General features: G+C 29.0%; 13 protein-coding genes. 12 read left to right on the top strand and 1 reads right to left on the bottom strand.

Features of this window, described 5'->3' with window-relative positions; all coding sequences use genetic code 11:
• Window positions 1–432: 432 nt before the first annotated feature.
• From rplS to CPAL_RS04145, 3 genes are all read left to right on the top strand, one after another.
• A complete protein-coding gene (gene rplS, locus CPAL_RS04155) occupies window positions 433–780 on the top strand; it encodes a 50S ribosomal protein L19 (protein WP_061857469.1) in 348 nt (115 codons plus the stop codon).
• Between the two features lie 85 nt (window positions 781–865).
• Window positions 866–1,708, top strand: coding sequence for a ribosome biogenesis GTPase YlqF (ylqF, locus tag CPAL_RS04150; RefSeq protein WP_061857468.1), 843 nt, complete (start codon window positions 866–868; stop codon window positions 1,706–1,708).
• A gap of 38 nt (window positions 1,709–1,746) precedes the next feature.
• Entirely contained in the window at window positions 1,747–2,538 is a 792-nt protein-coding gene (locus tag CPAL_RS04145) for a ribonuclease HII (protein WP_061857602.1), read from the top strand.
• 53 nt (window positions 2,539–2,591) lie between these two features.
• On the opposite strand, the gene CPAL_RS04140 is transcribed toward CPAL_RS04145, so the two are convergent.
• Window positions 2,592–2,960 carry a YraN family protein gene (locus CPAL_RS04140; RefSeq protein ID WP_061857467.1) on the bottom strand — a complete coding sequence of 123 codons (369 nt, stop codon included), beginning with the start codon at window positions 2,958–2,960 and terminating at the stop codon, window positions 2,592–2,594.
• A 194-nt stretch (window positions 2,961–3,154) separates the two neighbouring features.
• On the opposite strand from CPAL_RS04140, the gene CPAL_RS04135 reads away from it, so the two are divergent.
• From CPAL_RS04135 to CPAL_RS04095, 9 genes are all read left to right on the top strand, one after another.
• On the top strand, window positions 3,155–4,675 hold the full coding sequence (locus tag CPAL_RS04135; RefSeq protein ID WP_061857466.1) for a YifB family Mg chelatase-like AAA ATPase: 1,521 nt from the start codon (window positions 3,155–3,157) through the stop codon (window positions 4,673–4,675).
• A gap of 18 nt (window positions 4,676–4,693) precedes the next feature.
• Complete coding sequence (dprA, locus tag CPAL_RS04130; RefSeq protein ID WP_061857465.1) at window positions 4,694–5,773, top strand: DNA-processing protein DprA; 1,080 nt, start codon at window positions 4,694–4,696, stop codon at window positions 5,771–5,773.
• 70 nt (window positions 5,774–5,843) lie between these two features.
• Window positions 5,844–7,919 (top strand): type I DNA topoisomerase, encoded by a 2,076-nt coding sequence (gene topA, locus CPAL_RS04125; RefSeq protein WP_106024135.1) that lies wholly within the window; start codon window positions 5,844–5,846, stop codon window positions 7,917–7,919.
• A 223-nt stretch (window positions 7,920–8,142) separates the two neighbouring features.
• A complete protein-coding gene (gene codY / locus CPAL_RS04120) occupies window positions 8,143–8,922 on the top strand; it encodes a GTP-sensing pleiotropic transcriptional regulator CodY (protein ID WP_061857463.1) in 780 nt (259 codons plus the stop codon).
• Window positions 8,923–9,151: 229 nt separating this feature from the next.
• Window positions 9,152–9,853 carry a 30S ribosomal protein S2 gene (gene rpsB / locus CPAL_RS04115; protein WP_061857462.1) on the top strand — a complete coding sequence of 234 codons (702 nt, stop codon included), beginning with the start codon at window positions 9,152–9,154 and terminating at the stop codon, window positions 9,851–9,853.
• Between the two features lie 30 nt (window positions 9,854–9,883).
• The gene (gene tsf / locus CPAL_RS04110; RefSeq protein ID WP_106024134.1) at window positions 9,884–10,801 is read left to right on the top strand and encodes a translation elongation factor Ts; all 918 of its coding nucleotides are present in this window, start codon (window positions 9,884–9,886) and stop codon (window positions 10,799–10,801) included.
• Window positions 10,802–10,914: 113 nt separating this feature from the next.
• The gene (gene pyrH / locus CPAL_RS04105; protein WP_061857460.1) at window positions 10,915–11,625 is read left to right on the top strand and encodes a UMP kinase; all 711 of its coding nucleotides are present in this window, start codon (window positions 10,915–10,917) and stop codon (window positions 11,623–11,625) included.
• A gap of 16 nt (window positions 11,626–11,641) precedes the next feature.
• Window positions 11,642–12,199 (top strand): ribosome recycling factor, encoded by a 558-nt coding sequence (gene frr, locus CPAL_RS04100; protein ID WP_061857459.1) that lies wholly within the window; start codon window positions 11,642–11,644, stop codon window positions 12,197–12,199.
• A gap of 102 nt (window positions 12,200–12,301) precedes the next feature.
• Window positions 12,302–13,072: an isoprenyl transferase gene (locus CPAL_RS04095; protein WP_061857458.1), complete on the top strand. Its 771-nt coding sequence runs from the start codon at window positions 12,302–12,304 to the stop codon at window positions 13,070–13,072.
• The last annotated feature ends 1 nt before the right edge of the window (window position 13,073 follow it).

Genomic DNA, 13,073 nt, shown 5'->3' with positions numbered 1-13,073 from the left:
CCCAATTATACTTTTTTAGAAACATTCGAGGATTCAGAGAAAAAAGGCTTTTGCAGATAAATATAATAGAAGATTTGAAAGATGAAATGTTGATAATTATGAATTGGATTAATCCAATTTTTAACACTGCATAGTCGATAATAAAATTGGAAATACAGCTTTTCATTATGATGGGGAGGGGGAAGGTGTATCTATATACATGGCCTACGGCCTTTTTCCCTTCCAAAATTTCAATAAAATAGAAAAAATCTAATTTCCTATAAAGAAAAAAGCTTTACTGGAAATTAGATGCGAAATCTCTGATTTATTAAATAAAATGTTGATATATGTATTTATTTATGGTAAAATACCTTTTGTGCTAGTACGGGCGGTCCTCTATCTAATATTTATATAAGATATGAACGTCAAAAAATATTGAAGGAGGGAATGCACATGTTAGATATTATAAAGTCAATTGAAGCAGAACAAATGAAAAAAGATTTACCACAATTTAATGTAGGAGATACTGTAAGAGTTGATGTAAGAATTAAGGAAGGTAATAAAGAAAGAATTCAAGCATTTGAAGGAACAGTAATTAAGAAACAAAATGGAGGAATAAGAGAAACATTTACCGTAAGAAGAGTTGCTTATGGTACTGGCGTTGAAAGAACATTCCCAGTTAATTCTCCATTAGTTGAGGGAATAAAAGTGGTAAGAAGAGGTAAGGCTAGAAGAGCTAAACTTTACTATTTAAGAGATAGAGTAGGTAAAGCTGCAAAAGTTAAAGAAATAATTAGATAAAGAATGGGACTAAACAGTCCCTTTTTTTATATTCTAAATACAATACATACATAAAATGATTTTAATAAGAGGAGGAATGAGAGTTTTGTCAATAAATTGGTTTCCTGGGCATATGGCTAAAACAAGGAAAGAAATAAAAGAAAATTTAAAATTTGTAGATGTTATTATAGAAATTAGGGATGCTAGAATTGTAAGATCTAGTTCTAATCCTGATATTGATGATATATGCAAAAATAAACCTAGAATCATTTTATTAAACAAAAGCGATCTTGCAGAAGATAGTATAACTAGGCAATGGATAAATAAGTTGTCTACAGATCTAGTAAAAGTTACAAGCGTTAATAGTATCAATGGTAAGGGATTAAGCAATATAAAACCTATTATAAATAGTTTATTAAAAGAAAAGCATGATAAATTAAAGGAAAAGGGACTAACCAATATAATTACACGTGCTATGGTAGTTGGGATACCTAATGTAGGGAAATCTTCATTTATAAACCGAATGGCAAATAATAATAGAGCCAAAGTAGGAGATAAGCCGGGAGTAACACGAAGTAAGCAGTGGATTAAAACCAATATAGGAATAGAACTTTTAGATACTCCAGGAGTTTTATGGCCAAAATTCGAAGATGAAGAAGTTGGTCTAAATTTGGCTTTTACAGGAGCTATAAAAGATGAAATAATGGATATTGAGACACTAGCCTTTAAGCTTATAGAAAAACTTCAGAAAGATTATCCTGATAGATTAAAACAAAGATATAAGTTAGAATTTTTAAGTGAGGATACTCTTGAGAATATGAATAACATAGGAAGAAAAAGAGGAGCGGTTATATCAGGTGGTAATATAGATTATAATAGGGTATCAGTTATGATTTTAGATGAATTTAGAGGAGGCAAATTAGGACCTATTTCTTTAGAAAGGCCGTGATGTGAGTGATTAATATTGATAAGTTACAAATAGATAAAATGAAATCTGAAGAAGTAAAAAAATATGTTTCTTATATTTTAAAAGAAGAGAATGGAGATTTGAATTATATAGAACTAGTAAACAATTTAAAAAATGACAGCAGAAAAACTATTCAGAAACTAGGAGATATTATTTATAAAAATTTTGAAAATAGAAAAAAAGAAGTTCAGCGAGTAAAAAATATGTATGATTTTGATAAAAGTTTTAGAGTAGAAGGATATATTGCTGGAGTTGATGAGGTTGGTAGAGGACCTTTAGCAGGACCTATAGTTGCTGCTTCAGTTATACTAGATTTAGATTATGAAAATAATAATGATTTAATACTGAAAATTAATGATTCAAAGAAATTGTCACCTGATAATAGAAAAGAACTTTCTTACATAATTAAAGAAAAGGCTGTTAGTTACAGTATTTCAGAATTGGATAATTTAGAGATAGATAATAAAGGAATTACATGGTGTAACAATGAAGTTTTAAAAAAAGCAATAATGGGTTTAAAGGTGCAACCGATTTTAGTTTTATCAGACGGATATAGAATAAAAAATTGTAATATAAAAAATGAGTTTATAATAAAAGGCGATGCTAAAAGTGCTTCTATAGCTTGTGCGTCTATAATAGCAAAAGTTTATAGAGATGATTTAATGAAAGAATATGCAACTATGTATCCAGAGTATGGGTTTGATAAGAATGCGGGATATGGTACAAAAACTCATATAGAAGCTATAAGAAAATTTGGATATACACCTATACATAGAAAGAGTTTTCTAAAAAATATACTTAATATAGTTTAAAAACAAAATCACTATGATACTTGGTTTATCTTATCATAGTGATTTTATTAAACTCAAAAGGCATTTTCTATTAAGTTTAAACAATAAGAATCATTCGAGTTATTAAAAACCACCTCTATTACATCAAATCTAAAATCTAGATTTTTTAAATTATTTACCATTATGTAGAATTTAGCTGCAGCCTTTATTCTCTTTATTTTTCTATATGTTATGGCTTCAAAAGGAAAGCCATATAAGGAATTATATCTACTTTTAACTTCTGTAAAACATATACGATTATCACTTTCAAGCATACTTATTATATCAATTTCACCAAGTTTACATCTAAAATTTCTATTAAGAATTTTATATCCTAAGTTTGATAAATATTTTACGGATAAATCTTCACCGTAATTACCTATATTCTTATTATAGAATTTCATAAAATCACACTCCTAAATAGGTTATTCTTAGATTTTATCCATTAATTATGTTTATAATTCATTTATTCCAAAATAATTAATTTACATAATAATTATTATGTAAATTGAACTAAAATTGTAAACCTCAAAATTTTACCCTCAACAATTATATAAATACTATAAATATGGCAATAATTTCATCATGAGGTGATTATATGGCAATAAAAATTAATTCAGCTACTTTTATGGGTGTTAATGGTAAAGTGATCGATGTAGAAATTGATATTACAAATGGATTTCCTTCATTTAATATAGTAGGATTAGCAGATACTTCTGTGAAAGAATCTAAAGAAAGAGTAAGAGCAGCTATAATAAATTCTGGATTTGATTTTCCATTAAAAAGAATAACTGTGAATTTAGCACCTGCAGATTTAAAAAAAGAAGGATCATTATTAGATTTACCTATAGCTTTGGCTATATTAATAGCTACGAATCAAGTGTCTGATAAGAATATACAAAAGTTTCTGTTTATGGGAGAATTATCACTGTTAGGAGAGCTAAAAAGAATTAAAGGCGCTTTACCAATTGTAATTGATGCTGTAAATGAACATATTTTAAAGTTTGTAATTCCGTTAGAGAATGCAGAGGAATGCGGAGTTGTTAAAGATGCGCAAATATATCCATTTCAAAACTTAAAGCAAGTAACGGAATTTTTAACATATGGTGATTTAATGCCTTATAAATGTCAAAATATACTTGCATCTACTAGCTATAATTATGATTTTAGAGATGTACTAGGGCAAGAAAGTTGTAAAAGAGCTATAGAAGTAGCTGCTGCTGGTGGACACAATATTATAATGTATGGTCCACCAGGATGTGGTAAGACTATGATAGCAAAAAGAATACCTTCAATACTTCCTAAGCTAAGTTATGAAGAGGCTTTAGAGGTAACAAAAATATATAGTATATCCAATAAAATAGATAAGTTGGATGGGCTCATAAAAGAAAGACCTTTTAGAAGTCCCCATCATACTTCATCTCAAATTTCGTTAGTAGGAGGAGGAAGTAAGCTTATTCCAGGAGAAATTTCCTTGGCCCATCATGGTGTTTTGTTTTTAGATGAAATATTAGAATTTAATAAAAGAACTTTAGAGGCTTTAAGGCAGCCGCTTGAAGATAAGGTTGTAAACATATCAAGAGTGAATGGAAGTGTAAAGTATCCTGCTAATTTTATGCTTGTTGGAGCTATGAACCCATGTCCGTGCGGATTCTATGGTAGTAGGGTAAAGAGCTGTATATGTAGCGATAACGATATAAAAACATATATAAATAAACTTTCAAAACCATTATTGGATAGGATAGATATGTTTATTGGAGTTAATCCCATTTCTTATAAAGATTTAAATTCTAAAAGGGTTAGCGAGACATCCAAATGTATTAGACAAAGAATTGAGGTGGCAAGAAAAATCCAAAAAGATAGATTTAAGAATGAAGCGATATATTGTAATGCTCAAATGAACGATAATTTATTGAAAAAATACTGCAAACTTGATATACAAGCAGAATCAATAATTGAAAAGATTTATGAAAAGTTTAAGATAAGTGCTAGAGGCTATAGCAGGATATTAAAAGTATCTAGGACTATAGCAGATTTAAAAAATAGAAATAACATTTCTAAAGAAGACGTAATAGAGGCTTTACAATACAGAAAATTTATAGATAGAAATATTGTATAGAATACAAGGAGAGAGAACATGAACGATTATGAGATCTGGTATGCTTTATCAAAATTATCTTACACGGCTAAAAATAAGCTATTAAATAATTTTAAAACTGTTGAAAATATATGGTACCACAGTATGAGTGATGAGAAAAATGACTGTATGAATAATGAAACTAAAATTATATTAAGAAAAGCTTGGAATATAGAAAAAATTAAATATATAAAAAGTATCATAATAAGTATGAGAATAGGAACAGTTACAATAACAGACGATTTGTATCCTGAGAGATTAAAGAAGTATGATGATTCGCCATATATGCTGTTTTTTAAAGGGAATATAAAAGATTTAAATAAAAAACATAATGTGGCCATAGTAGGTTCCAGAAAATGCACTAGTTATGGTATAAATGTTACTAATATAATAACACATCATATGTGCCAAAATGGTATAAATATAATTAGTGGAATGGCTAAAGGAATAGACACTGCAGCACATAAAAAATGTGTAGAAAACAATTCATATACTTGTGCTGTTTTGGGGAGTGGAATCGATATTATTTATCCTAGAGAAAATTTTAATTTAGCTAAAGATATAGTTAATAATGGATGCATTATATCTCAATTTATTCCAGGAACTAGACCTTATCCTTATAATTTTCCTATAAGAAATAAAATTATAAGTGGGGTAAGTGATGTTGTTATTGTAGTAGAAGCTGGAGAAAAGAGTGGATCTCTAATTACTGCTGGATCGGCATTAGATCAAGGTAAAGATGTTATGGCAGTTCCAGGAGACATTTTTTCAGATCAAAGTAAGGGAACAAATAAATTAATAAAAGATGGTGCATATGTTTTGACATGTATAGAAGATATTTATGATATTTTAAAAATAGATAAAGTAAATTTTATTGCAAATAATAATAAAAAAATTAGTCCAAGTGAAAAAATAGTATATGATAGTATTAAAAGTTCTCCAATACATTTTGATGAGCTTTTAAGAATAACTAAGATTGACATAAAACAATTATATGAGGTATTATTTGAATTGCAGCTAAAAGATGAAATAATGTGTTTGAGTGGAAACTTTTACGTAAGGAATAATAAAAAAATTTAAAGTTAATATAATAGTGTAAAGTCTTTAAAATAGTTTGTTATAAAGAACCTGAATTAACGGAGGGGATAGCATGGGTCAGAAATTAGTTATAGTAGAGTCTCCAGCAAAGGCTAAAACTATAGGAAAATATTTAGGAAAGAATTATACTGTAAAAGCTTCTATGGGACATATTAGAGATTTACCTAAAAGTCAATTAGGTGTAGATATAGATAATAATTATAATCCTAAATACATAACAATAAGAGGCAAAGGGGAGCTGTTAAATACATTAAAAAAAGAAGCTAAAAAAAGCGAAAAAGTGTTTCTTGCGACAGACCCTGATAGAGAAGGAGAAGCTATATCATGGCATCTTGCCACGGCTTTAAAAATAAGCGAAAATGATAAATGCAGAATCGAATTTAACGAAATAACTAAAAATGCTATAAAAGCTGCTATAAAAAATCCAAGACCAATTAATTTAAATTTAGTAGATGCACAGCAAGCTAGAAGAGTTTTAGATAGATTGGTAGGATATCAAATTAGTCCAATATTATGGAGAAAAGTTAAGTGGGGGTTAAGTGCCGGAAGAGTGCAGTCTGTAGCTCTAAAGATGATATGTGATAGAGAAGAAGAAATTAAAAGATTTAAACCTAAGGAATACTGGACTATTGAATGTGAATTAAAAAGTCAAGAATCTAAAAAAACGTGTGTTGTTAAGTTATACTCTAAAGAGGGTAAAAAATTAGAAATAGCTAATAAAGAAGAAAGTATAAAAATCATAGAAGAGCTTGATAAAGATCAATATGTAGTAAAAAGTATAAAGAAGTCATTAAAAAACAAGAAGCCTTTACCACCTTTTACAACAAGTACTTTTCAACAGGATTCTTACAAAAAGTTAAATTTTTCCACTAAAAGATCTATGTCTATAGCACAACAACTGTATGAAGGTATAGATGTAAAAGGACTTGGAACAGTAGGATTGATAACTTATATGAGAACAGACTCTGTTCGTATATCTGAAGAAGCGCAAAAAAGTGCAAAAGAATTTATTTTAAATAATTTTGGTGAAAAGTATGTTCCAAAAACAACTAGAAGTTATAAAGGCAAGAAAAATATACAAGATGCTCATGAAGCTATCAGACCAACTTATATAGAATTAGATCCTGAAAAAATTAAAAATAGTTTAAAACCAGAGCAATATAAAATATATAGCCTTATATGGAAAAGATTTATTGCTAGTCAAATGGCGGATTGCATAATGAATACTATATCTATAAATGTTGAAAATGGACCATATATGCTAAAAGCCACTGGCTCTAATATTAAATTTGATGGATTTATGAAAGTTTATAAATATGAAGTGGATGAAGAAGATGAAAATATAAAATTTCCAGAACTAAAAGAAGGAGAAATACTTATAAAGAATAATATAGAGGGCAAACAACATTTTACTCAACCACCATCGAGATTTTCTGAGGCAACTTTGGTAAAAACTCTAGAGGAAAATGGAATAGGTAGACCTAGTACCTATGCTCCTATTGTTTCTACTTTAATAGATAGAAAGTATGTTCAAAGAGAAAAGAAGACCTTGGTGCCTACGGAACTTGGATTTATTGTAAATAATATCATGACTGAATATTTTAAACAAATAGTAGATGTTGAATTTACAGCAGAAATGGAAAACAAATTAGATAGCATAGAAGAAGGACAAAAGAACTGGAAACAGGTAGTAGATGAATTTTATATGCCATTAAAAAAATGTATAGAAATAGCAGAAAAGGAGATTGCTAAAATTACAATAGAAGACAAGGTTACTGACATAAAATGCGATAAGTGCGGAAGAAACATGGTAATAAAACAAGGAAGATTTGGTGATTTTCTTGCTTGTCCTGGTTACCCAGAATGTAAAAATACTAAACCAATAATAGAAGAATTAGATATACCTTGTCCTATGTGTAATTCTAAAATTGTATTAAGAAAAAGTAGAAAAGGTAAAAAATTTTATGGATGTAGTAATTATCCAGAATGTGAATTTGTAAGTTGGTTTGAACCAGTTGATAAAAAATGTCCATTATGTGGAAGCTTTATGGTTAAAAGACAAAATAAGTCTCAAGGTGAGTATATCGAATGCTCGAACAAAGAGTGTAAATTCAAGATAAAAGAGTAAAATTGTATTATTTGAGCACACTAAATTTAATAAAAAGTAATGACTTTAGTATAAAATGAAAAATAAAATTCATGTCGAATTTAATAAAGATAATGTTGAAATCTACTTTATACTATGCTATTATATTTTAAGTAGTTGAAATAATTCTAAATATTTAAAAAATAATAAAAATTCGTTTTATTACTAGTAATGTTAAAAATGTATCAAAAAAGGAGAGGTACAAATGGCTTCAGAATTATTAAATAAAATACGAAGACTTAATAAAATACTGCAAAAAACAGGAGCTGAACCAGTTGTATTCGATGATATTTGTGCTTCGCTTAGCGAAGTCTTAGAATGCAATGTCTATATAATAAGTAGAAAGGGTAAAATATTAGGATATAAATTCTTTAAAGATGCTGAATGTCAGAGTGTTAAAGAAAAAGTATTAAATGAAAAAAAGTTTCCTGAGAGTTTTAATTCTAAATTATTAAGTATTCATGAAACTATAGCTAATATAGAAAATGATGGGAAGTCCTCATTTGATGAAACTAAGCCAGCAGAAATGGAAGGAAAACTTTCTACTATTGTTCCTATTGTTGGCAATAGAGAACGATTAGGAACTTTATTCCTTACAAGATTTGAAAAAAGATTTACTGATGAGGATTTAGTTTTAGCGGAATATAGTTCAACTATAGTGGGATTGGAAATATTAAGATCTAAAAGTGATGAACTTGAAGAAGAGGCAAGAAAGAAAGCAGTAGTTCAACTTGCTATAGGAACATTGTCCTATTCAGAGTTAGAAGCTGTAGAACATGTATTTAATGAATTAGATGGCAATGAGGGATTATTAGTTGCTTCTAAAATAGCTGATAAAGTTGGAATTACTAGATCTGTAATAGTAAATGCATTAAGAAAATTTGAAAGTGCAGGTGTAATCGAATCTAGATCTTTAGGAATGAAAGGAACTCATATTAAAATATTAAATGACAAGCTGTTAGATGAATTAAAAAAGATAAAGTAGGAAAATATATATAAAACAAAGAATAGAGAAGACTCTATTCTTTGTTTTATATTATGCTTATTAATAAAATAAAACTTTTTTATATTTTTTTGTTGAACCCTATTATTTCATGTGATATACTACATAAGGATGAAAAACACACATTGCTTATTTTATGGAATGGTGCCTATTATATGAGGTTTTCCATAATAGAGCAATGGAGGTAAAAACCAAACAGGAGGTAATATTAATGTCAGTAATTTCAATGAAACAACTATTAGAAGCAGGTGTTCACTTTGGACATCAAACAAGAAGATGGAATCCTAAAATGGCTCCATACATATTCACAGAAAGAAATGGTATATATATAATTGATTTGCAAAAAACTGTGAAAAAAGTTGAAGAAGCTTATGATTTTATTAAAAATGTTGTTGCAGACGGAAAGGAAGTTCTATTTGTAGGAACTAAAAAGCAAGCTCAAGAGGCTATACAAGAGGAAAGTATAAGAGCTGGAATGCATTTTGTTAATAACAGATGGTTAGGTGGAATGCTTACAAATTTCAACACTATAAAAACAAGAATAAAAAAATTAGAAGAATTAGAAAGAATGGAGGAAGATGGGACATTTGAGGTTCTTCCTAAAAAAGAAGTTATAAAATTAAGAAATGAAAAAGAAAAATTAGAAAGAAATCTTGGTGGAATCAAGAATATGGATGCAAATAATATAGGTGCTATGTTTGTAGTTGATCCAAGAAAAGAAAAGAATGCTGTAGCAGAGGCTAAAATTCTAGGAATTCCAGTTGTAGCAATAGTTGATACAAACTGTGATCCAGATGAGGTTGATTATGTAATACCTGGAAATGATGACGCTATAAGAGCTGTAAGACTAATAACTGCTAAGTTAGCAGATGCTATAATTGAAGGAAAACAAGGTGAACAATTAGCTGAATAATTTAAATTAAACTTGTTAGGAGTGATATACATGATTACTGCAGGAATGGTTAAGGAATTAAGAGAAAGAACTGGCGCAGGAATGATGGACTGTAAAAAAGCTTTAACAGAAGCTAATGGTGATATGGAAAAAGCTATAGAATTCTTAAGAGAAAAAGGTTTAGCCGCAGCAGCTAAAAAAGCAGGAAGAGTAGCTGCAGAAGGATTAGTTGTAACTTATGTAACAGATGATAATAAAACAGCTGTTGTTTTAGAAATTAATTGTGAAACAGATTTTGTTGCTGTTAATGATCAATTCATTAATTTTACAAACTCAATTGCAAAACAAATAGTTTCTTCAAATGTAACAACTGTGGAACAATTACTTGAAGAAAAGTTTATAAACGATTCTAATGTAACAGTTAAAGAAGCTTTAACTGCTTTAATAGCAAAAATAGGCGAAAATATGAACATAAGAAGATTTGAAAAGTTAACAGTACAAAATGGAGTTATTAGTAGCTATATCCATGGAGATGGAAGAATAGGTGTGTTAGTTAAACTTAACTGTGAAAAAGAGGATCCTTCTTTACTTGAACTTGGAAAAGATTTAGCAATGCAAGTTGCAGCAGCTAATCCATTATTTTTAGATGAAAATAGTGTTGATCAAGAAGTACTTAATAAGGAAAGAGAAATTTACAGAGTTCAAGCATTAAACGAAGGAAAACCAGAAAAAATAGTTGAGAAAATGGTTGAAGGTAGAATACAAAAGTACCTTAAGGAAGTGTGTTTAGTAAACCAAGTGTGGGTAAAGAATCCAGACTATACAATAAAGAAATTACTTGAAGAAAAGTCTAAAGAAATAGGTGCTACTATATCAATTGACTCATTCGTTAGATATGAAAGAGGAGAAGGTATAGAAAAGAAAGAAGAAAACTTTGCAGAAGAAGTACAAAAACAGATCGGTAAATAATAAATAAAAGTTAATAAAGAGAGAACACGTAGTGTTCTCTTTTTTTAAAATTATAATAAATATTCTAATATAAAAAACTGTAATTTTTGGAATGTTGGAGGTATAATATTATTATGAGTCCATCTAAATATAAAAGGATAATGCTTAAACTTTCAGGAGAAGCTTTAAGTGGAGAAAAAGGATTTGGAATTGATTTTAATGTAACAAAAAGAATCGCTGAGGAAATAAAAGAGCTTGTAAGCATGGGAATAGAGGTTGGTGCTGTAGTAGGCGGTGGCAATATTTGGCGTGGTAGAAATGGTGAAGAAATGGATAGAACTACTGCTGATTATATGGGAATGCTAGCTACATGCATAAATGCTCTTGCGCTACAAGATTCTTTGGAAAATGTAGGAGTTAATACAAGAGTTCAAACTGCTATTGAGATGCGTGAGGTTGCTGAACCTTTTATAAGAAGAAGAGCTATGAGACATTTAGAAAAAAAGAGGGTAGTTATATTTGCAGCAGGAACAGGAAACCCATATTTTTCTACGGATACAACGGCTGCATTACGAGCAGCTGAAATTGAAGCAGATGCTATTTTGCTTGCTAAAAAGGTAGATGGGGTTTATGATAAAGATCCTAATAAATTTGATGATGCTAAAAAATTTGATAAACTTACATATATAGAAGTTTTAGAAAAAGGATTACAGGTAATGGATTCTACAGCTACTTCTTTATGTATGGATAATGATATCCCTATCATAGTTTTTGGACTTGATAAACCAAATAATATTAAAAAAGTAGCTTTAGGTGAAAAAATTGGTACTATAGTATCTAAATAATAAGGGAGGTAATATAATGATAAAAGATATCATAAATAAATCCCAAGAAAAGATGGAAAAGACTCTTGCGGTTTTAAAAAAGGAACTTGCGTCTATGAAGGCTGGAAAAGCTAACCCATCTATGCTTGATAGAATTACTGTAGAATATTATGGCTCTCAAACTCCTATTAATCAATTAGCTAATATATCTTCTCCGGAGCCTAGAGTATTAATGATCCAACCTTGGGATAAAAACTCTATTAAAAGTATTGAAAAAGCTATACTTCAATCAGACTTAGGCTTAAATCCTTCAAATGATGGCTCAGTTATTAGACTTATTATTCCAGAACTTACTGAGGAAACAAGAAAGCAAATTGTTAAAAAAGTAAAAAAAGCAGGAGAAGATGCTAAAATTGCTATACGTTCTATAAGAAGAGAAGCTAATGATAAAATTAAAAATTTAAAAAAAGAAAATCAGATTACAGAAGATGAGGCTATAGATGCTGAAGATTCTATTCAAAAAACAACTGATAAATATGTAAAAAAAATTGATGATATTGTTAATCTAAAAGAAAAAGAAGTAATGGCAATTTAGGCTATATAAAAAGCATTACATAAAAATATAGAAGTTTTAAAATACCTGCGAAAACGCAGGTATTTTAAAACTTTTATAAATAATTTGAATGGAGTAGTTAGAATGATAAAATTTTTAAATTTTAATAATAAGAAAAAGGACTTTTCTAATATAGACATTGATTTGAATCGTATTCCAAAGCATATTGCTATAATAATGGATGGAAATGGTAGATGGGCAAAAGAAAGAAAAATGCCTCGAACTCTAGGACATAAGGCTGGGGTTGAAGCTATAAGAGATATAGTTAAAGAATGTAATAATCTTGGGGTAAAATATCTCACTTTATATGCATTTTCCACAGAAAATTGGAAACGACCTAAGGATGAAGTTAATGCACTTATGAAACTTTTAATTGAATATTTAAAGAGCGAGATTGCAGAATTAAACAAACAAAATGTTGTTGTAATGCATATAGGAGATATATCTAAACTTCCTTTAATTTGCCAAGATGAATTAAATAAAGCATATCATAGAACTAAACATAATAGTGGGCTAGTTTTGAATCTTGCTCTTAATTATGGTGGAAGAAATGAATTAGTATATGCAATAAAAGGGATAGCGCAAGATATAAAAAATGGTGATTTAAAAATAGAATCAATAAATGAAGAACTAGTATCCAACTATTTATATACTAAAGAACTTCCTGATCCAGATATAATAATAAGAACGGCCGGAGAGCAACGATTAAGTAATTTTTTATTATGGCAGTGTGCATATTCAGAATTTTGGTATACTAATATAAAGTGGCCTGATTTTAGAAAAACACATCTAAGAGAAGCTATATATGATTATCAAAATAGAGATAGACGCTTTGGCGGATTAAAACAGGAGTGAA

This window comes from Clostridium thermopalmarium DSM 5974 (genome assembly GCF_002995795.1).
GTDB classification, from domain to species: Bacteria; Bacillota; Clostridia; order Clostridiales; family Clostridiaceae; genus Clostridium_H; species Clostridium_H thermopalmarium.
The sequence above is the reverse complement of the archived record's forward strand: the minus strand, read 5'-3'. Positions and strand labels throughout refer to the sequence as shown.